The organism is Cryobacterium mannosilyticum (genome assembly GCF_004402705.1).
Classification (GTDB): domain Bacteria; phylum Actinomycetota; class Actinomycetes; order Actinomycetales; family Microbacteriaceae; genus Cryobacterium; species Cryobacterium mannosilyticum.
Genome location: NZ_SOFM01000003.1, coordinates 38948 through 65173, shown reverse-complemented (window position 1 = coordinate 65173; position 26226 = coordinate 38948). Strand labels below are relative to the sequence as shown.

The following is a 26226-nucleotide window of genomic DNA, read 5'->3' as shown; positions in this document are numbered from 1 at the left end:
GGAGCATACTTGCGACATGGAGCCCACCGCTCGGCGCAGGGACATGGCCCTGCCGCGCCGTATAGAGGTCGTCGCCGGGCTTTCGGTGGCCATCGACCTCGGGCTCGGGCAACCGGCAGAACATATGCTGCGAACGGCTCTCATCGCCTGCCGGCTGGCCGACCGCCTCGGGTTGAGCCGCAAGCAGCGAGACACGACCTACTACACGGCGATGATGATGTGGATCGGCTGCAACGCCGACTCCCAGGAGTACGCGCGCTGGTTCGGCGACGACATCGCCGTCCGCCGCGACGCCTACTCGGTGGACTGGACTGGAATGCCGTTCCTGCGCTTCCTTCTCCGCAACGTCGCCCGCGGGGAGCCAACGGCCCGGCGGGTATTGACGATGGGAGCCATGCTTCGGGACGCCCGAGGACAGCTCGGGGCGCACATGCACTCCCACTGCCTGTCGGCAGCAGCGCTCGCCGATCACATCGGCCTCCCGTCGGACGTGGTACGGGCCGTGGGGTTCACGTTCGAGCGCTTCGACGGGGCAGGTCTTCCCCGAGGTTGCCCGGGCGAGCAGATTCCGATAGAGATGCGCATCGCCCAGTTGGCGGACACCGCCGAGGTCCACTACCGGATGTATGGGATCAATGCCGCGGTCGCGATGGCCCTCGCCCGGCGGGGCGGGCATTTCGACCCGGCCGTTGTCGACGCCCTCGTCGAGGACCCGGATCCGGTGTTCGCCGAGGTGGCGGACGGCGACGCCTGGTCTGCGGCGATCGCGGAGGCACCGGACGCCGAGACACGCCTGGACGACGACGGTTTGGACACTCTGGTGTGCGCGATCGGGGACTTCGCCGACCTGAAGTGCCCCTTCGCGCTGGGGCATTCGCGCGGCGTCGCCGCGCTGGCCGCCGGAGCCGGAGAGCTGCTCGGGTTGGACAAGACGGAGGTCCGCGCTCTGCTCCGGGCCGGACATCTGCACGACATCGGCAAGCTGGGCGTGTCCAGCCAAATCTGGTCCAAGCGCGGAGAGCTCACGGTGTCCGAGTGGGAACGGGTCCGGATGCACCCTTATCTCACCGACCGTGCGTTGTCTCGGATTCCCCGGTTGGAGCGCGAGCGGGCTTACGCGCGGGCCCACCACGAGCATGTCGACGGCAGCGGCTACCCGCTGGGCATGTCAGGGACGTCGCTCGGGCCTGGTGAACGAATCCTGGCCGCCGCCGTCTCCTACCAAACGGCGCTCGAGCCGCGCCCTCACCGCGAGGCGCTGGATCCCGACGACGCGGCAGCGCGCCTGGGTCGCCGCAGCGCGCACGGGCTGTTCGACTCCGAGTGCACTGCGGCGGTGCTGACCGTCGCCGGTCACCATGCCGTGCGGGTTCGCGAGGTGGACGGCCTCACCCCGCGAGAGCGCGAGGTGCTTTGCCACGTGGCCCGCGGGCTGAGCAACCGTGAGATCGCCGCGAAGCTGGTGCTCAGCGAGAAGACCGTGCGCAACCACGTAGAGCGGACGTACGCGAAAATCGGCGCCACCAACAGGGTCGGCGCGAGCCTTTATGCGCTACAACACGGGCTGGCGTCTCCGCCGGCCCCGTGACCCGGGGGGCGGCGTCGTTCCTGTCCACTGACCGCGCCAAATGGGCGTCTTCAGCTGATATGTAGGGTCTTTTGTCAAGAGGGCGTGTTTGAGCGGCGCCCGTGATGATGGCCGTTCGGATTGTGGTCGGTGGATGCGGGGCGCTTTTCAGCGCTGGTGCTGCGCGCGGAGGATGTGCCGCGCGAGGCGATCGATGTGCTCGGGTTGAGCGTGATGACGGCGGTAAGCGAGAAGCGCGCAACCTGGCGGCACTGGAATCTGACGGCCGAGGCGGCGCGCCAGACGATGCGACATCGTTTCGCTTCGGCATCCGATCGAGAAGCTGTGATCGGGCTCGTCATCGATGCCGCGGAGTGCGCATCGTTGCGGATCACGCCGCCGTCGAGCCCGGCCGCATTCCAACGAGTTGACGGGACGTCGGTGTTCCGCCCGAAGCACTCCATCGTGTTCACCTCGACCGAGTTGCTCGACGCTGAGTCTCGGCTGCTCGAACGCGCCGGCGCTGTGACCGGCCCACAAGTCGCGGCGAGATCGCTGCGTTCGGCTGCGCACGCGCGGCTGCCGGGTGGGGGAGTGCTCGCCGACGACCAGCTCGCTGCGCTCGCATCGATCGCCGGCATCGGGCGCTGTCGTCGGGCGCGCTCCCTCGGCCGCCGCCGCACAGGTGCTGGCGGAGGACCTCGGCATCACGACCGAGAACTTGGCGAAGTGGTGGCAGAACCACCTCGTGTACGGGGAGACGTTCCGGGCCGGTCAGCTCGTCCTCATCGACGAGGCATCTTTGGCGGGCACTCTGCCCCTGGATCGGATCACTGCAATCGCCGCGGATGCCGGCGCGAAGGTTCTCCTCGTTGGCGACTACGCTCAGCTCCAGTCGGTCGACGCGGGCGGCGCATTGTCTCTGCTCGTCCACGATCGAGTGGATGCACCCGAACTCATCGACGTGCACCGCTTCATCCACGAGTGGGAGAAGGCGGCCTCCCTCGGGCTGCGCCAGGGCAACCCCGAGTCGATCGACCTGTATGTCGCGCACGACCGGGTGCGCAATGGCGACCGGTGGGCCGTGATCGGAGTGCACCGGAACGGCTCGATTGACGTGCGACGGCACGGCCGCCGGTGGGGGAGCACGGTGCTGCTTCCTGCCGAGTACGTCGGCCGCCACGTCGAACTGGGATATGCGATCACCGCTCACCGAGCGCAGGGCATCACAACGGACACCGCGCACGTGGTCGTCGCGCCCGGCATGACGAGGACCGGTGGGTGTCGGTGGTGCGGGCGAGCGGCCTCTCGCCTGGCCACGTTGACGAGGTCATCGACTCGGATGCGTTCGGACCGTTGACCGCGGAGCTCCGGCGAGCCGAGGCTCACCACTTCGACGTGGCGAGCGTGCTTTCACCTGTGGTTGCGGCCCGTGGATTCGAGGATGCGCAGGATATCGCGACCGTTCTTCGAGCCAGAGTCGCATCGGCGACCGCGCGAGATTCCGGGGCGTGTCGCTCGCGCCGGATGCCGCGTCTCGCCGCCGGTCTAATCCCGAAGGCTATCGGCCCGATGGATGCGGCCATGCGCCGCGCCCTCGACGAGCGCAGCGACCTGATCGAAGCGCGAGCGAGCGCCGCACTCGACGAAGCGATACTCGCGGGGGAGACCTGGACCCGAGCCCTCGGGGTTGTGCCGCGGGGATCGGCGGCTGCCGCCTGGCAACAGCACGCCTGCGCGGTCGCGGCCTACCGGGACCGCTACGGCATCGTCGGTGCGAGGCCGCTCGGTCCGGCACCGGAACCGACGGCGCAGAGACTGGACTTTGCCCGCGCTCGTGCCGCGTTCCTCACCCGCGACGTGGACATCATGACTCAGCCGCCGATCCTCATCGTCAACGGCACGATCGTCAGCCCCCGCCGGGCGATGTCCCCTCGACCAAGTAGGGCTCGAACAGATACGGTCGAATGCGAGGGTGTGAGCTTCTCGTTGACCGCAACGTGCCAGATGTGCCGACCCCGGAGAGCCGAAAATGAACACACCACCGTCAGTGATCGTTTTCGATGTCAACGAAACCCTCTCGGACATGTCACCGCTGCAGACCCGATTCGGTGACGTTGGCGCGCCGGAATATCTCGCCCGGGTTTGGTTCGCCGCCCTATTGCGGGACGGGTTCGCCCTCGCAGCAGCAGGTGGCAGTGCGAAATTCGCGCTGATCGCTGCCGACGTCCTGCGCGACGTCCTCCGCGACGTCGCCCTGACCCGGAGCCTGGACGACGCCGTCACCCACGTCATGGACGGCTTTGCGGGATTGAACCTGCACGTGGACATCGCAGAAGGGATCCGGGCGCTGAGAGACGCGGGATTCCGGCTCGTGACCTTATCCAACGGGTCCGCCCAGGTGGCCGAGACCCTTCTCACCAGGGCGGAGATCCGGACCGACTTCGACGTCCTCCTCACGGTCGAGGACGCCCCGGCATGGAAGCCCGTCCGTAGCGCCTACAGCTACGCCGCGGATGCCTGCGGGGTTCAGCCGGAGGACATGCTCCTGGTCGCCGTGCACCCCTGGGACATCCACGGGGCGGCCCAAGCAGGCATGCGCACCGCGTGGCTGAACCGAACGGATGCGGCCTATCCCCGCTACTTCACCGCACCGGATTACACCGTTTGCACCCTGAGCGAGCTTGCTGCACGTCCACTGACTTAGACTTCGGAATTCAACGTCAAGGTGAGGCGCCAGCTGCCGTGCCCAACATTTGAATGGTCAGGTACGCGGACTCGCCCCATCCGCTGTTCATCCCGTCGAGGTAGAGCAACGGCCCCACCGACTCACGCAAGACCCCATACATGAATAAGAATGCGGCCGACAAGAGACCGAGCGCGCTCAGGCTTCGGCGAGTGACACTGCCTATGCGGGGGCGAGGGCATCTGAGACGGCGAAACTCGCCACGACGAACGCGATCCCCATGATGAAAAGTACGACCCCGGCGAGGGGGTAAAACTGCGGATACTGGCGCAGATAATCGAGGCTCACTGCGGGGTTATCGGTGTCGTCGAAGCCGAGGATCGGCGGCAACAGCTCGAGCGCAAACCACGTGATCCCTCCGAGCCCGGCAATGATGACCGCCATTCCAGTTGTCGGTCAGGTTGTCGGTGATCAGGGTGCCGACGACGCTGATCAGCACCACGGCGAGCCAGTAGATCGCGAAAGCGCCACCGGAACAGGGCGTGGAGAATGGGTTCTCAGCGTGGTCTCATGGTGCGGTCAATAGCGTCGATGTATGACTACTTCGGCAATCTCGACGTCGGCCTTGTCGAGGGCTTTCGGCACGCATCGGGCTCTCGTGGGTCTCACCCTGGATGTTCCCGCCGGCGAGGTTTTCGGGCTGCTCGGCCACAACGGCGCGGGAAAGACCACCACGGTGAATCTGCTCACCACACTGTTGGAGCCCTCCTCGGGTGACGCAACGATCAACGGTCACAGCGTGACGGCGGATGCGGCGGGCGTGCGCTGCTCGATCGGGTATCTGCCCGAGAACGTCCAGTTCTACGACGACCTGACCCTGCTGGAGAATCTGCGTTTCTTCGCCCGACTCTCCGGCCTGCGCCGCCCGGATGCCCGCATCCGGGACGTGCTCTCATTCTTGGATTTTGAGGGCCACGACAACCAGAAGATAGGAATGTTCAGCAAGGGAATGCGCCAGAGAGTCGGTATCGCCCAGGCTGTGCTGCACGAACCCGCGGTGTTGTTTCTGGACGAACCGACGTCGGGGCTGGACCCGGAAGGTGTGCGCACCCTGCGGGAAACGATCGTGCGCCTCAACCGCGAATTCGGCATGACCGTGTTCATGAACACCCACCTGCTGTCCGAGGTCACCAAGACCTGCACGAGCATCGGCATCCTCAATCACGGGGCACTGGTGCACCACGACTCGCTGGCGAACACGCTGGCAGCGTTCCCGGCCGAAGACTCCCTGGAAGACATCTACTTCCGTCTCGATGTCACCTCCCCATCGTGACCACGCTCCTGACCAGCGCCCGGCACGAGGTGCTCTGCATTCTCCGCGCCGGAGTCGCCCTGCTCCTGCTCGCGGTATTCCTGTGCATGGTGTCACTGTCGTCCGTGATCGGCTGGATCACCAACACCACGGTCACCCGTGTCTACGAGAAGGTCCTGGCCGATGGGCTCACGACGGCCCCGAATCCGTTCACCGCCGTTTCCCCTCTCTATTACGCGCGAAACTCAGTTATCTACGTTGTGCTGATCGGCGCGCTCCTGGCAATCGTGCTGGGGGTTCAATCCACGCTGCGCGACCGTAAGTCGACCACCTCCGACCTCGTGCTCAGCCGCCCGGTGAACACGATCTCCCGCCTCGCCGGAACGCTGGTGGGCCTCGGCGTCGTCATCGCCGCGGTCCTACTCCTCAGCACCGTGATCAGTTGGGGCTCGATCAGCATCATTGTCGGCGCCCCACTCGGGCCGGACCCTTCCCTGCGGCTGGCGGTGTTCGCTGCCCTGTCCTGGGCGTTGATGATGATTTTCGCTCTCCTCGGGATGCTCACCGGGCTGCACAGCCGGAAGGAAACCACGGCCCTGCTGGTGCCGTTCGTGGTGTGGAGCGCGGTGACGTTCGTGCTGCCGCAGATCGGCGCGAACGCCCGGCCCGTCGCACTCCTGAACCCCGTGCCCGCGCTGATCACCACGGGAACCAACTCGTTCGACCTCGTCGGGGCCATCACGGGCCCGTTCGCGATCACCGAGCAGTTCAAACGAGCCGCCGGCATCGCACTGCAGGACGAGAGCCTCACGGGCAGCCCGACCGCCAGCATCGTGCTTTTGGGCGCGTTCTTGATGGCAATGACCTGGATTGTGCTGGCGACCTCGCGCCGACAGCTGAGGAGTGGTCTCAATGAGTGACACCTGGACGGTGGCCGGCAAGGAGTTGCTCGACCTGCGCCGCGACCGGCTGTTTGCGATCCTGATCGCCTTCCTGGCTGTGGCCACCCTCATCTCCGTGGCCGTCGCCTCGGCCGACTTTCGAAACCAGCAGGGCGCCTACAACCTCTACGTGGCCAACCTGGTGAAGAGCGGAACCTCCATCGCTCCGGCGGCACCGCGGCTCTTTCCGCTGAAGCTGCTGCGTGGCGGGATCGAATACCTCGAAATCCTCGGGGCACTCTTCGCGATCGTGCTCGGCTACGAAACGATCGCCAAGGAAAAGCATCGCGGCACCCTGGCACTGGTCCTCAGCCGCCCCCTCGGACGGTTCTCTTTCGCCGGCGGCAAGATGCTCGGCCTGTCGATCGCCTGGCTGGGCGTCGTCTCCGCGCTCACCGTGGTGTCACTGCTCGCGGTCGTCACGATCGGCCAGGCACCGATCCGAGGCAGTGACGTGGCCCGACTCCTCGTAAGTAGCGGCTTCGCCTGGCTCTACCTGGTGTTCTGGACCGCCCTCACGGTCGGCTTGACGGCACTGTCGACCCGGCTCAGCACCGGACTCATCCTCGCCCTCATCATCTGGCTCGCGTTCGTACTGATCATCCCGCAGATCGGCGACACCATGGATCCTGACAACCAGGTTCCCGGTGGACTGTTCGCCACCCTCCGGATCAAGAAACCGGACGAGCTCGCCGTGCTGGCCCAATTCTCCGCCTTCGACGGCATCCGGAACGGCCTCGAAGTGTCCTCGGTGACCAAACACTTCGAACGCCTCACCTTCGCGTTCCTCGGCATCAAAGACCAGTACAACCAACAACCCCTCGACATGGTCTGGGTTGCGATGTTGCCCTACTCCATCACCCTTACGGCGGCGACCTTCGCCTCCGTCGTCTTCGCCGCCCTCGCAACGACGAGACGCACTCTGCAAAGGACGCACTCATGAAGTGGAAGATCATTCTCCCCGTGGCCCTCGTCGCCCTCGCCAGCGCCGGCGTCATCGCACTGTCACAGGTCAACGCCCCGGCCAGGCCGGCCGCCACCGACACGTCCCCAGCCGCTAGGGGCACGGTTCTGCCCGTGGAATCAAACCCGATCACCAATACGAGCACCACACCCGGACTCACGATCATGTCCGCCGCAGCGGAAGACAACGCCGACCCGGCCGCTGGAAAAGCCATCGCAGACCGCCTCCAGGTCATGGTCGGCAACACCACCAGCCAGCCGTTGACAAACGTGGAGACCTACTATGTGATGACCGATGCCACCACCGGCGCACAGGAGGCCTACTACCTTGCGTTGGACGGCCTCACCCTCGCCCCAAACAGTGAGACCATGATTTCCTTCGATAACGAAACCGGTGCCGGCCACTACCCGGAGAACAAGTTCAGCCTGTACCGCAGTTCGAAGAATCAGGTCGATTTCACCATCCAGGTCAGCGCCGGCGGCGTTCAGGCCGCCAACGGAACCGCAACCAAGGGAGCAGGAACCGGTGAGCAACCCGACTGACACCTCCAGCTTCACCCCGGGCGCCGCGTGAAGGTCCTCGTGGTCGAGGATGACGTCCGCATCGCGGACGTCATCCGGCGAACCCTCACCGAGTCTGGTTATGCCGTCGACGTGGCCCACACAGCGCCCGACGGCGTGCAAGCCTTCGAAATCGAAACCTACGACCTGGTCGTGCTCGACCTTATGCTTCCCGGCCTGCCTCACGGGGGCATGGACGTGTGCCGGCGCATCCGGGTCATCAACAACGACGTACCGGTGCTCATGCTCACCGCCCTCGACTCCATGCGCACCAAGGTAGAGGGGCTCGATGCCGGGGCCGACGACTACCTCGTCAAACCATTCCACCTCGTCGAGTTGCTCGCCCGGGTGCGCGCACTGCTCCGCCGTTCACCGAGAGCACTCGCCCCCACCCTCCACGCGCAAGGGGTCACCCTTGACCCGGCTACCCGCACCGCCGTGCGCGCCGGGCGCACGATCGTCCTGACTGCAAAAGAATTCTCCGTGCTGGAATACCTCATGAGCAATGCCGGCACGATCATCAGCACCACCGAGCTGATCGACCACTCCTGGGACAGCAACTACGAGGGATTCAGCAACGTCGTGCAGACCTACATCCGCTACCTGCGCCAGAAACTCACCCTCCCCGGTGAGACCGACATCATCGAAACCCGGCGCGGCGCCGGCTACCTGATCCACGCCGACACCTGATGTTCCGCCGCGCCACCCTCCGCCTCACCGTCACCTACACCGTCGTGCAACTCGTCCTCTTCGGAGCGTTCGCGATCGGCATCTACGCGTTCGTCACCGGCACCTTTGACTTCGATGCCGCCGAATCCGACGGCGCGGGCGCCCTGAACGCGGCCGAGCAGGGATTCGCCAACCTTCGCACCGGACTGCTCATCCTCTATTCCGTGCTGCTCGTGCTCATTCCCTTCTCCAGCTACCTCATGGCCCGTGCTGCCCTCGCCCCCCTGCAGAAAAGCTACGACCTCCAACAACGATTCGTCGATGGCGCCTCCCACGAAATGCGCAGCCCACTCAGCGTGGTGCAGGGCGAACTCGAACTGGCCCTCCTCACGCCCCGCACGCCGGCCGAATACGAGCACGCCATCAGGGTCTCCCTCAAGGCCGTCGACGGTCTGACCCACCTGGCCAATGACCTGCTCCTGCTCTCCCGAGGCAACGAGGCAGACCTCGAGGACGCCTACGAGCTCGTCGACCTCGACGCGCTCGTACGGCAGGACCTGGCTGACCGTTCAGACAATCCCGTCGACGTCGGCCGCCTGACTGCCGAGTATGGCGGCAACACGATCGTGCGTGGTTCGCCGGCCCTACTCGCCCGAGCGATCGCCAACGTCATCGACAACGCACTCAAATTCACGGCCAGCCCGGGAACGGTCACCGTCCATACCAGCACCCGAAACGGCACCTGCACCGTCCAAGTGCACGACACCGGCATCGGGATGAGCGAAGACGACAGACGCCACGCCTTCAACCGCTTCTGGCGCTCCGACCAGGCCAGAGTGCACCCAGGGCACGGCCTCGGCCTCTCGCTTGTGCAACAAATCATCGAAGCACACCACGGTCAGGCCAGCCTCACCCCGCGCCCAGGCTGCGGAACCATCGTTACCCTGAGCCTGCCAGCACCCGACGCATAGTCCCCGGATCGACTGGCGAACTCGTCGACGTCATCCGCGAACGGCCAGACCTCCTGGCTCTCACGCTCATCTCACCGGCCCCTCTCTAGCGTGTAGATATGGTCACGCGTTCGTGTGACCAATCCCTCGAAAGGCAGACCAACATGGAAAAGAAAACCAAGATTGCCGGAGGCGCAGCAGTCGCCATTGCCATCGCTATCGTCGGTGGCATTACCCTCACCGGAGCAGCCCAGGCCACACCGACAACCCCGTCATCCAGTACTCCGACCGGCGCCACGGCCGGCGACAACGACAACGTGCAGAACGAGGTCGAAGACGGCACAAACGACGGCGAAACCGCCGACGAAACCAGCACCGGGTCCGGCACCGACAACACCTCCGACGACATCAACGGCGTCGCCGTCGAAGACGGCACTCAGGACTAGACCGTCTCTCCGACGGATGGCCGGCGCTGGCGCCGGATTCACCACCGGCCATTCGTTCGCGAGATCACGCCCACCCGGAGCGCACCCAGTGGAATCAGAATTCGCCGGCTTTGTTGTCTGATTGACGGGGCAGAGGGCAGCGGGTGATTCTTTGTGGACCAAACCGCGCTGAAGACTTCACAACCCGACGCAACCGGTCTCCGTCTGACTTGCGGTTACTGTTTGCGTCTCGTCGGCCACACGGCTTACGAACACGTGACGGATCACAAACCCCACACCGGCCCGGCACTGTTCACCGTTGTTGTGTGTCTGCAGTCCTGATGCAGAGCGGGCGTACACTCGGCGGCAGGGCTGAACGGAGCCGTTCCTCGGCCGGCCGCCACGTTGGGGCGGGTGGTAGTTCGGGCGGGGAGCTGTGCAGTCGGCTGGATGGGTCACACGGTTGGACGCTGCGGGCTGACAAGAGGAAGGTGGGCACAATGAACGGGGACGCGGACGAGAGCGTTGAGGAGGACGAGCCTGGTCCAGTTGCCGCGGTCCCGCCGGACCGCTGGCGAGCTTTGCCGGCTCGGGTGCGAGTGGAGGACCAGAGCACGTCCGTGCCGGCTTCGGATGCACCGGACCCTGAGGGTGGCAGGAACCCTGACAATGACTGGCTGCTCCGTGGCGTGTGAACCGGCGTGTAAATTCAATGAAGCGGGAAGGGCGGCTGTGGCAGTGCGTTCTCTGATCGGGGACCGAACGATCTCCTGGTCGCGCTAGCCAGTCACTTGCAGTGGCGATTCCCGAAACCGTCTACGCCGCGGCGCTCGGGATCGCGATCAGAGCAGGATTGGAGAAGCGCCGAAGTATCGGACGTCGATCCGGGATCAGACCGACTGTCGCGATCGCGCCATGATCGAGTACGTTAACGCAGTCCGATTGGAATGAACGGCCGTTAGCCCTTCGTCAGATCCTGGGCGAGCATCACGAGGATCCCGCTCGGACCGCGGAGATATGTCAGCTTGTAGACGTCCTGATAGGTCGCCACGCCGCGAAGCGGATAGCAGCCGTGCTTCGCGGCCAGTTCAAGCGCTGTCTCGATGTTGTCGACGGAGAACGCGATGCGGTGCATTCCGATCTCGTTGGGGAGAGTGGGTTCAGTCTCGATCGCGTCGGGGTGAAGGTATTCGAAGAGCTCGATCTGACCATGACCGTCTGGTGTTTTGAGCACCGCGATCTTGGCGTGGTTGCCGTCGAGGCCAACGGCGGTGTCGGCCCAATCGCCACTGATCGTGTCACGACCGGTGACCGTGAGCCCAAGGTCGGTGAAGAACGCGATAGTCGCGTCAATGTCGCGGACGGCGATCCCTACATTTTCCAGTTTGATAGGCATACTTCGCATGATACCGAGGCAGCCTGCTGGCCCTGCAGCGCGCCTGCTTGCATGGCCCGCAAGCCGAACGGTGACCGGGACGCCGATCCGCCCCAAATGAATCATGATCCGTCCCCGTCGGTGAACCTTTTCAGTTCGCGCGCGGCGACGTCGGGACGGAGGACGCGTTTGGATCGAGATTCGGGTCCCACGGCTGGGGCATGCCGATCGGGTTCGGAAATGGAAAGACCGTTTGGCACGCTCTTGCGATGGGCGCAAGCGTTCGGGCGACATCCGCGATCTCGTCGTCGGTCACTCCGCGCCACGGACGGACGGCCAATCGGTTGGTCACCTGCTCGGCGCGATCGAGTGCCGCTGTGCCCTGCTTGGTGATTTGGCCCTGGCCGGTCAGTAGCCCGCGGGTAGAGAGCTCTTCGACTTCGGTTGCCCACTGTTCCTCTGTCCAGCCACGCGCCTTTCGCACGCTCGTCGCGTCGATGTCCACCGCGCTGCGCAATACGATGGCGCTGATACCCGCGATCCCTCCCTCGACCAGTGCAATCACATGACCGTCTCCGCGATGCTCGCGGAGAGTGGCCGCGGCTTGCCAGAGACGGCGGTACGGATCCGACTCCACGGGCAGCGCGCTGTTCGCCGCCGCGAGTGGTCGGCCTATGGTGTCGGCACGAGCCGCAGCCTGGGTAAGTACGTCAGCCGCTTCGGTGACAGTTCGCTCGTCGGGCACGAGATTTCGCAACGTCTCCGCTGCACCCCGGGACCGCGCGTCTAGGACTCGGTCCACCGTAACCGTCGACCACACGGCCGGCAGCACCCGTTCGACCAGGAACGGAGCGAACCCGCTGAAGATCGCCACCACCGGCGCGGCGGTCACGACCCCGAGCGGGGCGGCGCGACCGGCGAAGTATCCGTCCCAGTAACGGGTGAGTCCGATATCTGCGAACGCCTCCCTCGCCTCCGGCGAGAAATACGTCACCGCGTGGATCGGCTCGAACAACGTCCACAGCGCCCGAACCCGATGCTCCAGCTCGTTCATTCGTCTCCTTCGTCGCAGCGTCTTCCCGATTCTATTGCGCGGGGAAACACCGACCTCAAGGCCTCGGTCCACCGATGGTATGTTGCGGACCTAGGCGTCGAGAACAGGATTTCGTGCTGACGTCGATGTTTCAGAGGGGGACCGGCCAGCGCGGCCGCTTGGGCCTAACCCACCCAACGACCGAGCGCGCCGATTCTGCGTCAGTGGGGAACCCCGAGCGCCAAAGACTGAGTGCCACCCGATTACTGACCAGTGCGGTACCCCGTTCGCGGATGCTGCCCGTCCGGCGGTCAAAGAGCAGATTTCTCGTGACCGGGCAATGTTGTCTTGAAGTCCGGCATAGGCGTGCTCGACAGGGTTTTCAGAACGGACGAACGGGTCAACAGCTTCCAGTGCTGACGTGACGGACGCGCGGGATGAACGCACGTTCCACGACTGGCCTAGCGCGATGAGATCGTCAACAGTGATTGCGACGTGCCCATAATGCGACACGGTAACGATTCGGAGGAGTTTCTGAATAGATGCCCGGTTACGCGGCTCGCCGCCCAGCCGGTTCACCACCGCATTGCGGGGTCGCTCCGGTGTCTGGCGGCGGCTTTCGCAGACCCGAGATGCGTCGACGACGACGGCCAACACGGGGAAGCGGCAGCCGGCGGCACAGCTCCAGCACCTGCTCCGACCAGCGCACTCCCTGCCGCCTGGCGAGGCCATCACGCAACGTCCCCCGCCCAGGGTCTGACGACCGTGAGCGGGTGACCGCGTCCCGCGCTGCAGTCACCCGACCTGGCAGGACGAGCGGGTGGCGGACCGAACGTTGACCTCCCCTTCAGCCGTTCGTCGCCGTGTAGCCGACGAACGTTCACCCGGACGCGCCAACGTTGATCCATGTCTCGACACCGTTTTCTCGCGATCACCGCCCTCGTCTCGGCTGCCCTCGCACTAACTGCGCCCCTCACCGGGCCGGCGTTGGCCCATGCCGGAACCCCGCCGGGCCAGGCCAAACCCGGGCACGACACCTTCACCGTCATCGGAGACCTGCCCTACGGCACTGACGAGTTGGCCGCACTGCCCGGCTGGGTGGACACCATTAACGCCTCAAAATCGGACTTCACCGTCCACCTAGGGGACATCAAAAGCGGCTCGCAACAGTGCACCACCAGTTACTACGAAACCATTCGCAGCCAGTTCGACCGCTTCACGGCACCGTTGGTCTATACCCCCGGCGACAACGAATGGACCGACTGCCACCGCACCAACAACGGGGCCTACAACCCGCTGGAGCGGCTCGGCGTCATTCGGTCGCTGTTCTTCGACCACCCGGGCGTGACCCTTGGACAGGACCCGATGACCGTGAAGAGCCAGACCGAACGTGGCCTGCCGGAGAACGTGTCCTTCCGCCGGTCCGGGATTGACTTCGCCACCCTGCATGTCGTCGGCTCCAACAACGACCTGCAGAGCTGGACCGGGATCGGCAACACGGCTGCAACGCCACAGCAAGTGGACGAGGAGCAGGCTCGGATGGCCGGCGCCGTCGACCAGGTAAGGCAGACCGTGGCCACCGCAACCAAGAAGCACGACGCGGCGGTTGCCTTCTTCCTCCAGGCGGACATGTTCGACCCGACCTACACCCCCACCCCATCCGACATCAGCGCGTTCACCCCACTGGTGCACGCGCTGGTCGACGCAACCAACTCCTTCGACGGCGAGGTGTATCTGTTCAACGGGGACAGCCACATCTACAACAGCGACCAGCCCCTAGCCCCCGGATCGGTGTGGCTATCGCGGTACGGAGTGACCGGCTCGGCGACGAACCTGACCCGGGTTACCGTCGACGGGTCGGCCAACGCGGGCAAGGACTACCTGCAAGTCACCGTCAACCGGCCTGGTGCGGCGAGCGCACTCAGCTGGGAGCGGCTGCCATACACCGGATGACGGCGACCGAACGGCGAGATCACCGAACTTGGGCCTGGGGTCCGGGACTCGCAGCATAAAATCGTCGGGCATCGTGAGTTCAGCAACCGGTCCATTCCTGCCCGCCCATCTCGTCGACCTGGTCGCCGGTCAGCTCATAGGGCCTCGGCTATCCGGACCGGACAACGCTAGCGGCCGCGCAGCATCCTGGCATAGCGTCCCGATGACCGAACGCTGCGCGGGACACTCACGCAGTGGAATGTTGAGCCCCGGCCGGGGACACGGTCGGTCGCCAAAAGGGTGAACCATGTGACCGCACTTAGGTTAGGAGGGGGGGAGCAAACAATGAACAGCATCGCTTCATTTGTAACCATGATCTTGGCAGTAGCCACGGCGCTAACGTTCACCGGATGCGCAGACGCCGTGGGCGGAGCGCCGATTGGCACCCAAGCGGCGCCTCGGTCAACGTCGGTTCTGCCGACTAGCACGGTGCCCACGTCGGCCCCGCCGGCGCCGGTGTCCCTGAAGCGACTGCACCAGGAATACGTTGCATCAGGATTGCCTTGTGATTGGGTTGTCACAGACAACGTCATGCTCGGAACAATCGCATCCGGACGTTGCACTGGCACCGAGAATGGCATCAATACTTTTGCCGCTCAGGCAGACGTCGACGCTCTACTCAAACTCAACAGTGAGGGTATCGAGCCTGGTCTCTTCCTCGTCGGGGCCATGTGGGTTGTCGGTAGCGAACATCCTGAGGACCTCATCAAGGCTCAAGCGACAATGGGCGGAGACTTGTGGCCAACGGACTCAGCCTTCTTCGCGGGCAAGTAGCGTAGGTCTTCCAGTAGCCCCACGGAAGCATGGCGGCCAGCCAGAGCACCAACTCACACACACGCCCCAGTAAACGCTGCAGAATGGGCATCTGATGAGGAACCTTCATCGGGACGGTCTGGGTCTGATTCTTCAGAGCGATGGGTGCCCAGGATCCTTTGCGGGACGTTCAATCACTGTTGGCGAGGTTCCAGGCGGTTTCGACTGCTTTGAGGACTTCTGCGAGGGCTACTTGGTCGCGGGGAATTGTTCTTACGAGTTCGGCCGTTGCTTGGTCGAGGTCGAACGCTTCGATCTGGTCGTGGCGGACGAGGGTTCCTTGGGAGCGTCGAGTTTCGACGAGACCGGCCTCTTCGAGCTCGCGGTATGCGCGCGCCGCTGTTCCAACTGCCACGTGTAGGTCGCCGGCGATTTGGCGTACGGTGGGCAATCTGTGACCGCCTGCGAGTCTGCCCGAGGTAATTTCCGCTGCTAGCGCGGCTCGGATTTGTTCGAAGGGCGGCGTCGGATCATCCGCGTCGACGGTGATCATTCCGCGTATTCCGACCGCGGACCAGCGAAGGCTGTCCGAGGCAGTTTGATCGCCCCGATGACGGCGAGAAAGGCGAGTGAGAGGCCGTAGACGAGGGCTACGGCTGCAGTCCCAAACAGAACCATTCCGATCGTGTGCAACGTCGCGGCCGTGTTCACGTCGAGGCCCGTCTCGAGAAGGGGAGCGTTGACCAGCGGCAGGGATGCCATTCCGAGTAGAAGGCCGAGGGTGAGTGCCAACGGTGCGCTCGCGACGCGAAAGACGAGCCGGACCCCGCTTCGACGCAGGGCTGCGTCAGCGTCGCTGAGTTCCGCCCAGGCAGTGGCCGGGGCATCAATAACGCGGCGCAGAGCCTGAACAGTGGCGAGAACCAGAATGCCAGTGAGTACCAGCACCGGGAGCGCAAACATCCACCCGGGGAAGAGGTAGGGCCCGCCCTCTTTGCACTCGGCCGGGAATAGGGCGATGCACAGAGACCGACCATCCGGCGCGGATTTCGAGAGCAACCCTGCGCCCACGGCGACGAGGGCGGTCAGGCCGACGATGACGCAGAACCTTGCCCGTTGCCCTGACGTCGAATAGTCGCGCAAGGTGCGCGGCTGGACGTTGCGGGTGCGCCGTCGAAGTGCGCCATCGATCGTTGGCGCGGGCATGAGCGTAAACGCGATGAGGCCGGCCGCGGCCGCCGCGAGCGGCCCGAGGAAGAACGGGACCAGCTCAAGGAGCGGATTGGCGATATGGATCAGGATCGCGACAGCGAAGACTGCGAGCGCTATTGAGACGGCAACGGCCGACCGCAGCGCGCTCACGCGCCGCGCACGTACGAGCGGCAGCGGCTGTCCGCGCCGTCCAGCCATCGCTACGCCGGCGAACGCCACCGTGAGGACGAACAAGAGACCGACCAGTCCTAATGACATCTCGGCAATCCCGATGTTCTCCACACGTCCTCCTTGTGTCGACTTGACGATACAAGGAGGTTGAAGTTTGTGTCAAGTGATTGTCACAAGCCTTCTCGCGTCTGCGCGGCGAGGCCCATCAGCAATGGGGACAGCGGACCACCCCATTCCCTTGGGGAACCCTGAACGGTTGGTCTAACGGTTTCCCGTGCCGATTCGGGCAGAATGATCGCATGTCGAGAAACGAGCCTCCGTTGCGCTCGGTGAGCCAGGATCCCGACGCTCCATTTCTGCCTCGGGATGTGTGGCCCGCGACGCTTGCCCCGATCGCGCAGCTCCTCGATGATGGTCTCGAACTGGGTCCAGTGACCGTATTCGTCGGCGACAATGGGGTCGGCAAATCGACTCTCGTTGAGGCCATCGCAGGTGCCTACGGCATGGGACCGGAAGGAGGATCGACCGGCTCCAGACACACCACTCGCAGGTCCGAGTCCACCCTCGCCGACCACCTGCGGTTGAACCGGGGTCTCGGCGCCGGCCGGGGCGGCTTCTTTCTCCGCGCGGAAACGATGCACGGGTTCTTCACCTATCTGGAGGACAACCCCGGCGGCAACGACCCCGTATTCCACGAGCGCTCGCATGGCGAGTCGTTCCTCGACCTTGTGGCTGCCCGGTCTCGTTACCCGGGCTTGTGGATCCTTGATGAGCCGGAATCAGCGCTCTCGTTCACCGGCTCGCTTGCTCTGCTCAGCGATCTCCGGGACATTGTTGCCGCCGGTGGGTCTCAGGTGATCCTGTCCACTCATTCACCGATTCTCGCGTCAATACCCGGTGCGGAGATCTATGAGGTCGGGCCATGGGGATACCGGCGCTGCGTCTGGGAGGATCTCGACCTGGTTCGGAATTGGCGATCGTTCCTGGACGATCCGGAACGGTATTTCAGGCACTTTCGCTGACTTCGACGCATGCAACAATCGTCGTCACGCTGCGGCTGGATTCACTGTCCTCACGCGGGAACGTACGGCGGACCTCCATGGATGCACACCAATTCGCCGAGGTTCCAAAGTTTCGGGGGAGTGGCGTTTGGGAACCCTCACTGCGCCCGCGGATCACGGTCGAGGTCTATCGAACCTGACGTGTCAGTCGAAGGCTGAATGGGTGTGGCCCAGCGAAAAACCAGACGAGCGCGCCGAGCAGAGGGGCGAACACGACGCCGACTATCCAGACGGCTTTCTCCACGCCTGACAGGTCGTTGGTTCGGGCAATCTGCATCATTGCGTAGGCAATTGCCGCGACGTAAACGACGGCAACGATCGATGCGAGCACGACTGCGAATACGGCTTGACTGTCCATGGCGGTTCCGATCACTTAGTTACTTCAGGATGGTAAGCGGATGCAGAAACACCCGCGGTCTGTTGGTCATCGCATGAGTTGTCGGACGCGATCGGGGCTCATTGTGAGGCGGCTCGGCCGGTCGACGGGGACTTGTACTCGCTACTTACCGACAGCGGGCCCGTGACCTTTCGTGGGTTGGCTCGCCGCAAGAATGGCGCTCTTGCGACGTCCCCAGCGGTTGAAAAGCCCCAGTGCCACGACGACCCCAACCAGAACGAGAACCTGGACTACCACCCAGAAGTTCCACCAAAAAAAAAGAGTACTGAATTCCATGTCGACCACCCCTCGATTCGCGGACACCTGAGTGCCCTACTTAGCGTGAGCCTACGACCGCGTCGTCGTTCGGGGCGATACGCCGTCGATTGCTTGGCCAGGAGGGAACTTCCGGAGCAGCTCGCAAGACGAACCTTCTGCGAGACGGGCAGCGTGATGCCGTGTTCTGTCGTCAGGACAGATGTGCTTGGGTATGATTTGCCGCTCAGCGGCCTGCTGCGTGGGCGATGGCGACGGCGAGGTCTGCTGGTCGACTCCACATCGGCCAGTGTCCGGTCGGGAGGTCGACAAGTTCGAGATCGCGGAGGGTGGCGACTTCTGCCATCATCGGGTTTCCTTCGCGAGCCATCTGCATCATTAGCTCGGATGGGTAAGAGCAGGCGATGATCGTCGAAGGCACGTTTCGTCGGGAGTCGTTCTCGAGTCGCACCTGAGCGCGCATGACTGTTGCGGGCTCTGGTACCGCCCGCTGACGAAACTGTTCGAGGTCTTCCTTGCTCAGCCCGTCAAGGCTGGCGGCCAGTTGCTCGAACGGTGGAAGCACCACCTCCCGTTGATCGTGCGGTAAGGACGCGTCGAAGGCAGAGCCATCAGCGGATGGCCCGCTGTCGACGTAGATGATTCGAGCTACTGCGGTGGGGTCCTGGTCCAGGAGTACGGAGGAGGGGAATCCGGCGCCGCTGTGAACAACGAGCACGACGGAGGAACCGTCGACGCCCGCAGCGCTCACGGCCGAGCGCAGAGAATCCACCTGGTCGGCCATGCTCCTTGATGCACGATGAAGGTCATCGGGATCGAGGCCCGGCAGCGTCACGGCGATGACGCGGTGGCCCCGGTCGCGCAGATCGGCCGCGACGGCATCCCACGCCCATCCGCCTAGCCAGTAGCCAGGGACAAGAACGATTGACTTGAGAGTTGGTGTGATGGGTTCCATGTCTTCATGCTCCTCCGGACACATGACAAGGGCTTGTCACTATTTCTGTCACTAATTCTGAGATAGTTACAAAGTGAATAGAACCGAGCGCCTTCATTCCCTCACCGAGTCGTTGCGTCGGGCGGGCACTCTTGGCCGCACTGCCCAGCAGCTCGCCGACGAGTTCGAAGTGGCCATCCGCACGATCAAGCGTGACCTTGCCGCGCTCGAGGCCGGCGGTCTGCCGGTCTGGGGACGAACCGGTCCCGGTGGCGGCTACGGGCTGACGGAGATGTCCTCGCTTCCGCCTGTTAATCTCACAGCAGCGCAAGCGCTAGGCCTCAGCGCGTCAGTGTCAGCGAGCTCTCAGGCGCCGTTCTCCGCTTCGGCGCGCGCCGCGATCCGTAAAGTGCTCGACGTGCTCGATCCGGTGACCCGCCGCCGAGCAGCTGAACTGTCCAACCGCGTATGGGTCGACGTCGGTCCGGCAGCTCGCCGTCGAGTGATGTCCGTTATCGAGCAAGCCACCGTCGACCAGGTCACCATAAACCTCGCCTACACCGACGCGAAGGGCGAGAGCACTCGGCGCGAGGTTGAGCCGATGATCTTCGCCCTCAGCGGCGGCCGGTGGCTACTCGTTGCATGGTGCAGATTACGAGACGACGTCCGTTGGTTCGACCTGACCAGGATCCAGAACGCCACGGCCACCCGTCATCCGTGCACCGGCCACCAAGTCGACGAGATCGGCACCCCTCCCGAACTGGCGCGCCCGATCGACGTCTGACCAACACCGGACTGTCTCAGCAGTGAGCCGGATCGCGCCCGCACGACGGACGTCGTGTGGGCGACCAAACGGCTGAATCAGTTCGAGGCGATGACCACGAGAGACGCCCGCCAGGGGAACCCCCAGCGGGACATCTGAGGTGTCCGGAGATCGGATATCTTCAAAGAGCATCGCTCCGGGCGGCGATCATTGGTCTGACTGGGGGGGGAGGAGTGCCATGACCGAGCTGAACATATTTGTGCAGCTTCTGATCTTGATGATCAGAGGGGTGCTTCTGTGGATAGTGGTTCCCGTGGCCGCTATCTCTTGGATCGTGTTGTTTGGGATTACCAAGGCCTCGCTTGGCTCGTGCCTGGGTTGGTTTGACCTGAACCTAAACGCTTTGATTCAGCGGGCCCTACTCAGGCCATTCATTCGTAACCCGCCAGCGTCATGGGTGGCGCTGTCAAAGATGGTCGACACCGAACATCGAATTGCCTTCCTCGCTCTCTGGTAGATGAATCAAAGGTGCGCCTGATTCCTGCCAGGTCTACCGCAACGCTCAGAGCATCCAGTAGCGCTGGGGGAAAAGTGATCCCACGCGGTGCTCGAGCAGGTAGAGGGGTCATATCGGCCAATTCGAGTGGCAGTGCGTCCTTCTGGGGCGTTGGGGGTATCGACGTGCCACTAGAGCCGGCGGCTGTGGCTTGGGCACGGTATTCACCTGGACGATGGTGGTCCGGCCGTCTGCGGGATAGTTCACCCGAGCTCGCCAGCGGCACCGCTGTGTTGGGTCGTCATTTTACGTCGCTGCCTGGCGTCACAGTCGATTCAGTCCGATGGACGTTAGCGGCAAGTTGGCTCTGGGTTACCCGCGATCGCAGGTCAGTCAGGAATTCGTTGAATGCGTTGTCCTTGACGGGCGAAAGTCGCACGGCATGGCGCTCCTGAGGGGAAATCGGGATTCGCACAGTGCGTTCGCCGGACTTCACGTTTAGGACAAGGGCGCGGTCAGTGATGACTAAGTGCGAAATCGTGTCGATTTCAATGGATTCAACTGCAGCCCAGGGCAGCCGGACCACTCTTTCTGGCCCTCCGCGACGCGACCTCCATAATTCGAACTGGCGTCCGGCATCGACGAAGACCAAGTAAGCGCCAGTCGGCAGGTCACTTGACACAAGTCGGGATCCGTTCAGCTCTTTCAATCCGCTAATGAGCTCGTCGGAGGAATATACGGGCACAACCGGCATGTCGGGATTCGCTTGGGACATGGCTCGATATAACTTTCGACCTGGACGGTAGAACATCCAAGAGAAAGCGACTGCCAGAGCAATTCCGAAGACAAGACTGTAGACAATCGTTGCGGCAAACGTCGCGCCCCCGTTTAGAACTCCATAGAAGGTGGGTCCAGAGGTGACGAGCAAGACCGCTGCCATTGCGACGAGACCACTCCATCTCCTCCTGCGTGCTGGAGGGATTCGATTAGCCGCCACAACACCACCAATCCCTTCGGTCTCCGAAAGCAGCCGTCTGGCTCCTGGTCATCACTATCCTGCATTCCGGGTGGCTTGGGGAGCGAAGTACCTAAACGCAACCTTGACGGACACAGATTCAGCCGCCAGGCCATCCGGTCTCAGAACAGCGGCCCCATGATGACTAGGGCCGACCCGCAGGGAGCGTCGGACACAGGAGAACCAAGCACTGAATCAACACGGTTCAGGGACGACGGTTCGACCGGAGTTTCGCGAGAGCATTTCTTCCCCTGGCAATCACGGCAAAGCCGATTCCGATAAAAGGAACGGGCACCACGCAAAGCGCCACGATCGAGTACGGACTCTCAGCGAAGATTGCGACGGCAAAGAGCCCAACCAGAACGACCAGGCAGCCGAAGGCGAATCCCATCAAATACGAAGTCGAACCTCTATTCATTGCTCCCCTAAACCTTTCCCGCTGAGCTTATTAATACCCGTCTGCCACTCCCGCCGCACCTGCCGCCAAGAAAGCGCCGGCCATTGCCGCCTCGACCCCTCCGGCCAACACTAGCCCGAGCGAAAAACCAGCTGTTCCTAGCGCTCCAACCGCACCAACCGCACCAACCGCACCAACAAGCATTTCTAGCCCTCCGAAAGTTATGAACGCGGAGGTTGCTCATATGAACCCGACACCGGCTCAACGCACCTAAAGTGGCCGCAAGCGGACCTTGAGCGACGTAGCTCGCGACAATTCGCAGAGCCAATGCGTGGCTCGCTCGATGTGTCGCACGGGAACCCTCTGCGGAGTCGGTGATCGTGTGACGCGATAGTCAGCTTGCGACGATGGTGAAGTCGCGGAACCCCAGGTACACGTATTGAGTCGTTGAAGGGCCCCGATACCAACCGTCCAGGCCGCCTATTCCGACGGCGATGTTGGCCAGGTCATCTGCGACTTCTGCCGGCATCTGAAGCTTCGCCTCGGCTAGCAACTCAAGTCCGGGCCGTGTCGCGATCGCTCTCACTTTTCGCGAGGCACCCGTGGCCGATTCGGGCACGGATTCGTTCGCCCATCCCCAGAGCCAGGTGCCGGCTGAGAGGACATAACTGCCGAGCAACTCGACCTCGCCGGTGATCACACGATCCGGAAACTCGAACGAAATCGTTCCGCCGGCAAGATCAGCAGACCAGCGATCGGCTGATCCGATGCCCCATTGCTCGGCGGCGCGCGCTTGCTTCGTGAGGACCTCGACATGGCTCTCGACGATCAATTGTGCAAGTTCGGGAGTCAACCATCCTCGCTCGGACTTGCTTCGACGCTTCCACCCCATGGGACAAGGCTAGCGGGACTGCACTGGCGCTCCGCCCCAGCAAGCCGGTCCCCAGGGGGAACCCTCAACGGGGAGGGTAGCCCCGGAGGGATCGGTCGAGTTGTCGGGGGAGCTTCGAGTTCATTCAGAAGAGTGCCGGAGTATCGATGTTGCGGGATCCCAAGGGGGGCGACCGAAGGCGCTTCGACGCGGACCTGACGCGGCCGATCGGCGCGAACCCGGCGTCAGCCGCGGGCCGGCGGGATCGTCTTGCGCATCACGGTCTTGCTCTTGCCGATGTGACGCTCGAACGTGAATCCCGCCTTCTCGAACATGGTCCGCGTGCCGTTGTGGAGGAACGAGGACGACGTCCTCTTGCCTGGCGCGAGTTCGTTGGGGAACGAGACCACCTCGCCCCCGCCGGCCCGCGCGATCAGCTCGAGCGCTCCATTCAGCGCCTCCCGCGCCACTCCCGAGCGTCGGTGGTCGCGGTCGACGAAGAAGCAGGTGATCCGCCACGGGGCCGGCTTGGTCTCGCCCGCGTCATACTCCTTGCGGTGGTAGATGCCCGGCAGTTCGACTGGGCTGCCGTACTCGCACCAACCGATCGCGGCGTCACCGTCGAAGACGAGCGCGGCATGTGCGACGCCCTCCACCACAAGTCTCTGCTTGAACGTCGGCCCGTCGTACTCGCTCTTGACGGTGTGCTCCGTGTCGTCGTGGAAATACGAGCAGTAGCACCCGCCCCAGACCCCGTTGTGCTTCTGCGCGAGCGCCAGCCACGCCGGGAAGGTCACGGGAGTGAGCGCTTTGATCACGTGCGGAATTGTCACGCCCACCTCCGGGGTTGTCTCGGGAACGAGTTCAAGAAGGTCGGGAAGCAGGCTTCGTCGCAGGGGACTCGGCGACGCCGAATGGGTGTGGCCCGGCGAAGTACCAAACGAGTGCGCCCAGCAGAGGCGCGAATACGATGGCGATCATCCAGAGGGCTTTCTCCACCTCGAACAGGTCGCGGGTTCGCGCGATCTGGGCGATGGCGTACGCGATCGCAGCGACGTAGAGGACGGCGACGACGGATGCGAGAGCGACTGCAAATGCGACTGGATTGTCCATGACGGTTCCGTTCGTTTGGATACTTCAAGATAGGACCCCCGTGAAGATGCGTCTACGGAACCCTCTCCGGAACGCTCACTTGTGCTGAACGATGAAGAGGGTGTCCGAATGATGAGCAGCTGATCGCCGCTCCCGCGGGTTTGTCGGAAGTCGTCCACACGGGATGATCAGCCGGAGGCGGCCGTCCAAGGCGGCTCAGTCCACCTCGCTTTGCCACGCTCCATCGATCACCTCGGCGGCGTATCTGCGCTCCGCTTCTGAGACTGACTCGTCGATGAAATTGGCAACAAGCCAATCCGACCGATAGCCCGAGGATCCGACCGATAGCCCGAGGATCCGAGCGACCGCGCGGCAGCGGCGGCGTCGTTCTTGGACGCGAACTTCATCAGCACCATTTGACCCGAACCCCACGCCGACGCGCAGGGAAACTCTGCCTCGCATATCGATGCTGTGACGTCGTTGGCTCCGGCGAGAAGGGGGATTCCGATCCCGGGGCCTTCCTCGCCCACAAAGTATTCGGGCTGAAGGTCAACCCGTGAGTCCCGAAGTAGGAGCCACCCGGCCACTGCCACCAAGCACAGCACCGCTAGTGCGGCCGCGGCAAGCACAGCAACGATGCGGCGGCCGAGTCGGTGCGGAAGTCCAGAATCCAAAGCGTCCCCCAATAGCTGCACGGATCAAATTCCACGGTAGGGGCACAGTGACATCTTGGGGACTTCGTGTCTATCAAGCCCGCTCGTGAGCGCGATCGGGAGGGCGTCCGTTGGATCGGATCGGTAACAAAAGAATGATGTCACCGAGGTAATTGCTGAGGGAACCCCTAGCGGGCATGTGCGTTGCTGCCTAGTGAATGTTTGGGCGCAGTTCGCCCAGGACCGATTAGATAGGGGGATGGATTCGAATTATCGGTTCTCTGCCGACGTTGCCGAGATAGACCGTGACCAGGTGCATCGCTGGATCAGCGAGCAGTCTTATTGGGCGCCGGGGCGCTCGCGTGCCAGGCAGGATGCGGCCATAGACGGCTCACGAAACTTCGGCGTCTACGACACGGAATCGAACAAGCAAGTCGCCTACGCACGCATCATCACGGACGGAGTGACTTTTGCGTGGCTCTGCGACGTATTCGTCGACCCCGAGGTTCGCGGTCGCGGCATTGGCGGTGTGCTCATCGCGGGGGTCCTTGAAGAGTGTGAGCCACTTGGGCTGAGGCGCATCGCTCTCTCGACCAACGATGCCCACGGCTTGTATTCCAAGTTAGGGTTCACCGCCTTGGATATTCCCGAGACGTGGATGGAACGCATCGGCAACCCGCGCGCTTAGCAGACTGGAGACCAACACCGCGCCGCTCTAGGTCGTGTCGGGTCTCACGAATGTACCCACGAGGGAACGCTTGCCAGCGACTACCTATCGAAGCCGGGCGTTGGGTTGAGTATCCAGGGCCACGGCCATAAGCTGTGGCCACCCGAGGGGGCATCGGGGAATCGCTGTTAGACCTTCCGTCTCTTCCCGCCATTCGTTTCAGTCGTTTCGTGCGGCTGGGACGAGATTCAAAAGAGGACTCTCACAGTGGAAATTGTGAACGCATTCGCTGGGGCCGTGCTCTCACTGGTCGTCCTTGGAATCGCGCTCTATGCACTCCTCCTGGCAGCCAAGCTGTTCAGATACTGGCGACTAACGCGCTCGTCAGATCGGGCGCGAAGCCGGCAAGAACGTGCCGAGGCGAGGATTCGGGATTCGCTGCAACTAGCGGGGTTCAAGAAGTCAGAAATCGAAGACGCTCTCCGTGAATTGGCGAACTGCCGACAGCTCAGAAGTAAGATGCTGAACGTCTGCGCGAGGGGGGACAAATGTCGAAGAGAGCAGTTCGCGTTCGAAGTCTCGCGATTCCGGCCGGAGTGGTCGGGGTCGTTCTACTGCTCATGTCCTATGGGTTAGCGACGGTTGGTGACTTTCGTCTCGCGTACGACCGTTGCACATACGCCTCGCTGCCGTCTGGAGCTCTTCGGGCGGAGGGGAGCTTGGTCGATTCCTTCGCGTCGGCCGTGCCGATCGGATATGGCTGCACCTGGACGGCGGCAGACGGAGGCACGGTCTCGTCGACAATCACCAACTGGCCACTCACCACGGGGGCCGGTCTTGGCCTGCTCCTCGTCATTGTTGCCGGATTCGCATTGTCGCGCGCGGCCCTGGCGGCGGTACCGGCTACGAGGCGTATCACACCCGAACCACATCGCCCAAGCTGACGGCTTGCGGGCGCAGCTGGAGATCGTACGCCGGCTCACTGAGCTGACCCTTCTGGCGCGACGAGCCCCGT

The 26226-nt window shown here is 63.6% G+C and carries 27 protein-coding genes and 1 pseudogene; 17 read left to right on the top strand and 11 right to left on the bottom strand.

Annotated features, from left to right (window positions below):
- Positions 1 to 16 precede the first annotated feature (16 nt).
- The 4 genes and pseudogenes from E3O32_RS00665 to E3O32_RS00655 all read left to right on the top strand — a co-directional run bounded on the left by E3O32_RS00665 (position 17) and on the right by E3O32_RS00655 (position 4274).
- On the top strand, positions 17 to 1588 hold the full coding sequence (locus E3O32_RS00665; RefSeq protein WP_134505998.1) for an HD domain-containing phosphohydrolase: 1572 nt from the start codon (positions 17 to 19) through the stop codon (positions 1586 to 1588).
- Between the two features lie 156 nt (positions 1589 to 1744).
- Positions 1745 to 3043, top strand: a pseudogene (locus E3O32_RS17845) (AAA family ATPase); the annotation flags it as partial.
- A 108-nt stretch (positions 3044 to 3151) separates the two neighbouring features.
- On the top strand, positions 3152 to 3682 hold the full coding sequence (locus tag E3O32_RS17765) for a hypothetical protein (protein WP_338145171.1): 531 nt from the start codon (positions 3152 to 3154) through the stop codon (positions 3680 to 3682).
- Positions 3654 to 4274 (top strand): haloacid dehalogenase type II, encoded by a 621-nt coding sequence (locus E3O32_RS00655; protein ID WP_241974423.1) that lies wholly within the window; start codon positions 3654 to 3656, stop codon positions 4272 to 4274. The genes E3O32_RS17765 and E3O32_RS00655 overlap by 29 nt, the downstream gene beginning before the upstream one ends.
- Positions 4275 to 4475: 201 nt before the next feature.
- On the opposite strand, the gene E3O32_RS00650 is transcribed toward E3O32_RS00655, so the two are convergent.
- Positions 4476 to 4697, bottom strand: a complete 222-nt coding sequence (locus tag E3O32_RS00650) for a hypothetical protein (protein WP_134505994.1) — start codon at positions 4695 to 4697, stop codon at positions 4476 to 4478.
- A gap of 151 nt (positions 4698 to 4848) precedes the next feature.
- On the opposite strand from E3O32_RS00650, the gene E3O32_RS00645 reads away from it, so the two are divergent.
- The 7 genes from E3O32_RS00645 to E3O32_RS00615 all read left to right on the top strand — a co-directional run bounded on the left by E3O32_RS00645 (position 4849) and on the right by E3O32_RS00615 (position 10095).
- Positions 4849 to 5586: an ABC transporter ATP-binding protein gene (locus E3O32_RS00645; RefSeq protein ID WP_134505993.1), complete on the top strand. Its 738-nt coding sequence runs from the start codon at positions 4849 to 4851 to the stop codon at positions 5584 to 5586.
- On the top strand, positions 5583 to 6485 hold the full coding sequence (locus E3O32_RS00640; protein WP_134505991.1) for an ABC transporter permease: 903 nt from the start codon (positions 5583 to 5585) through the stop codon (positions 6483 to 6485). The genes E3O32_RS00645 and E3O32_RS00640 overlap by 4 nt, the downstream gene beginning before the upstream one ends.
- The gene (locus E3O32_RS00635; protein ID WP_134505989.1) at positions 6478 to 7449 is read left to right on the top strand and encodes an ABC transporter permease; all 972 of its coding nucleotides are present in this window, start codon (positions 6478 to 6480) and stop codon (positions 7447 to 7449) included. Before E3O32_RS00640 ends, E3O32_RS00635 begins: the two co-directional genes overlap by 8 nt.
- Positions 7446 to 8012 carry a hypothetical protein gene (locus tag E3O32_RS00630; RefSeq protein ID WP_134505987.1) on the top strand — a complete coding sequence of 189 codons (567 nt, stop codon included), beginning with the start codon at positions 7446 to 7448 and terminating at the stop codon, positions 8010 to 8012. Before E3O32_RS00635 ends, E3O32_RS00630 begins: the two co-directional genes overlap by 4 nt.
- A gap of 27 nt (positions 8013 to 8039) precedes the next feature.
- Entirely contained in the window at positions 8040 to 8720 is a 681-nt protein-coding gene (locus E3O32_RS00625) for a response regulator transcription factor (RefSeq protein WP_134505985.1), read from the top strand.
- Positions 8720 to 9670: a sensor histidine kinase gene (locus tag E3O32_RS00620; protein ID WP_134505983.1), complete on the top strand. Its 951-nt coding sequence runs from the start codon at positions 8720 to 8722 to the stop codon at positions 9668 to 9670. The genes E3O32_RS00625 and E3O32_RS00620 overlap by 1 nt, the downstream gene beginning before the upstream one ends.
- A 143-nt stretch (positions 9671 to 9813) precedes the next feature.
- On the top strand, positions 9814 to 10095 hold the full coding sequence (locus E3O32_RS00615; RefSeq protein WP_134505981.1) for a hypothetical protein: 282 nt from the start codon (positions 9814 to 9816) through the stop codon (positions 10093 to 10095).
- Between the two features lie 937 nt (positions 10096 to 11032).
- Here E3O32_RS00615 and E3O32_RS00605 read toward each other — a convergent pair.
- Together E3O32_RS00605 and E3O32_RS00600 are read right to left on the bottom strand one after the other, a co-directional pair.
- Positions 11033 to 11470, bottom strand: coding sequence for a VOC family protein (locus tag E3O32_RS00605; protein WP_134505977.1), 438 nt, complete (start codon positions 11468 to 11470; stop codon positions 11033 to 11035).
- Between the two features lie 130 nt (positions 11471 to 11600).
- Positions 11601 to 12503 (bottom strand): SCO6745 family protein, encoded by a 903-nt coding sequence (locus E3O32_RS00600; protein WP_134505975.1) that lies wholly within the window; start codon positions 12501 to 12503, stop codon positions 11601 to 11603.
- An 885-nt stretch (positions 12504 to 13388) separates the two neighbouring features.
- Between E3O32_RS00600 and E3O32_RS00595 the strand changes: the two genes are divergently transcribed.
- Together E3O32_RS00595 and E3O32_RS00590 are read left to right on the top strand one after the other, a co-directional pair.
- Positions 13389 to 14435 carry a metallophosphoesterase family protein gene (locus tag E3O32_RS00595; protein ID WP_134505973.1) on the top strand — a complete coding sequence of 349 codons (1047 nt, stop codon included), beginning with the start codon at positions 13389 to 13391 and terminating at the stop codon, positions 14433 to 14435.
- A gap of 324 nt (positions 14436 to 14759) precedes the next feature.
- A complete protein-coding gene (locus E3O32_RS00590; RefSeq protein ID WP_134505971.1) occupies positions 14760 to 15248 on the top strand; it encodes a hypothetical protein in 489 nt (162 codons plus the stop codon).
- Positions 15249 to 15417: 169 nt separating this feature from the next.
- Here E3O32_RS00590 and E3O32_RS00585 read toward each other — a convergent pair whose 3' ends face one another.
- Positions 15418 to 15780 carry a GntR family transcriptional regulator gene (locus E3O32_RS00585; protein ID WP_134505969.1) on the bottom strand — a complete coding sequence of 121 codons (363 nt, stop codon included), beginning with the start codon at positions 15778 to 15780 and terminating at the stop codon, positions 15418 to 15420.
- Positions 15777 to 16721 carry a hypothetical protein gene (locus E3O32_RS00580; RefSeq protein ID WP_134505967.1) on the bottom strand — a complete coding sequence of 315 codons (945 nt, stop codon included), beginning with the start codon at positions 16719 to 16721 and terminating at the stop codon, positions 15777 to 15779. Before E3O32_RS00580 ends, E3O32_RS00585 begins: the two co-directional genes overlap by 4 nt.
- A 188-nt stretch (positions 16722 to 16909) precedes the next feature.
- Here E3O32_RS00580 and E3O32_RS00575 point away from each other — a divergent pair, with 188 nt between their 5' ends.
- Positions 16910 to 17632, top strand: coding sequence for an AAA family ATPase (locus E3O32_RS00575; RefSeq protein WP_134505965.1), 723 nt, complete (start codon positions 16910 to 16912; stop codon positions 17630 to 17632).
- Positions 17633 to 17798: 166 nt separating this feature from the next.
- On the opposite strand, the gene E3O32_RS00570 is transcribed toward E3O32_RS00575, so the two are convergent.
- The gene (locus E3O32_RS00570) at positions 17799 to 18044 is read right to left on the bottom strand and encodes a PLDc N-terminal domain-containing protein (protein WP_134505962.1); all 246 of its coding nucleotides are present in this window, start codon (positions 18042 to 18044) and stop codon (positions 17799 to 17801) included.
- 505 nt (positions 18045 to 18549) lie between these two features.
- Positions 18550 to 19278, bottom strand: coding sequence for an alpha/beta fold hydrolase (locus E3O32_RS00565; protein ID WP_134505960.1), 729 nt, complete (start codon positions 19276 to 19278; stop codon positions 18550 to 18552).
- Positions 19279 to 19351: 73 nt separating this feature from the next.
- On the opposite strand from E3O32_RS00565, the gene E3O32_RS00560 reads away from it, so the two are divergent.
- Positions 19352 to 20041 (top strand): helix-turn-helix transcriptional regulator, encoded by a 690-nt coding sequence (locus tag E3O32_RS00560; protein WP_134505958.1) that lies wholly within the window; start codon positions 19352 to 19354, stop codon positions 20039 to 20041.
- 217 nt (positions 20042 to 20258) lie between these two features.
- Positions 20259 to 20537, top strand: coding sequence for a hypothetical protein (locus E3O32_RS00555; protein ID WP_134505956.1), 279 nt, complete (start codon positions 20259 to 20261; stop codon positions 20535 to 20537).
- A gap of 280 nt (positions 20538 to 20817) precedes the next feature.
- On the opposite strand, the gene E3O32_RS00550 is transcribed toward E3O32_RS00555, so the two are convergent.
- From E3O32_RS00550 to E3O32_RS00535, 4 genes are all read right to left on the bottom strand, one after another.
- Positions 20818 to 21456 carry a hypothetical protein gene (locus tag E3O32_RS00550; RefSeq protein ID WP_134505954.1) on the bottom strand — a complete coding sequence of 213 codons (639 nt, stop codon included), beginning with the start codon at positions 21454 to 21456 and terminating at the stop codon, positions 20818 to 20820.
- A gap of 866 nt (positions 21457 to 22322) precedes the next feature.
- Positions 22323 to 22781: a DUF6882 domain-containing protein gene (locus E3O32_RS00545; RefSeq protein ID WP_134505952.1), complete on the bottom strand. Its 459-nt coding sequence runs from the start codon at positions 22779 to 22781 to the stop codon at positions 22323 to 22325.
- Between the two features lie 263 nt (positions 22782 to 23044).
- Positions 23045 to 23638 carry a GNAT family N-acetyltransferase gene (locus E3O32_RS00540; protein WP_134505950.1) on the bottom strand — a complete coding sequence of 198 codons (594 nt, stop codon included), beginning with the start codon at positions 23636 to 23638 and terminating at the stop codon, positions 23045 to 23047.
- Positions 23639 to 23663: 25 nt separating this feature from the next.
- On the bottom strand, positions 23664 to 23912 hold the full coding sequence (locus E3O32_RS00535; protein WP_134505948.1) for a PLD nuclease N-terminal domain-containing protein: 249 nt from the start codon (positions 23910 to 23912) through the stop codon (positions 23664 to 23666).
- 891 nt (positions 23913 to 24803) lie between these two features.
- Between E3O32_RS00535 and E3O32_RS00530 the strand changes: the two genes are divergently transcribed.
- Positions 24804 to 25232: a GNAT family N-acetyltransferase gene (locus tag E3O32_RS00530; protein ID WP_134505946.1), complete on the top strand. Its 429-nt coding sequence runs from the start codon at positions 24804 to 24806 to the stop codon at positions 25230 to 25232.
- The last annotated feature ends 994 nt before the right edge of the window (positions 25233 to 26226 follow it).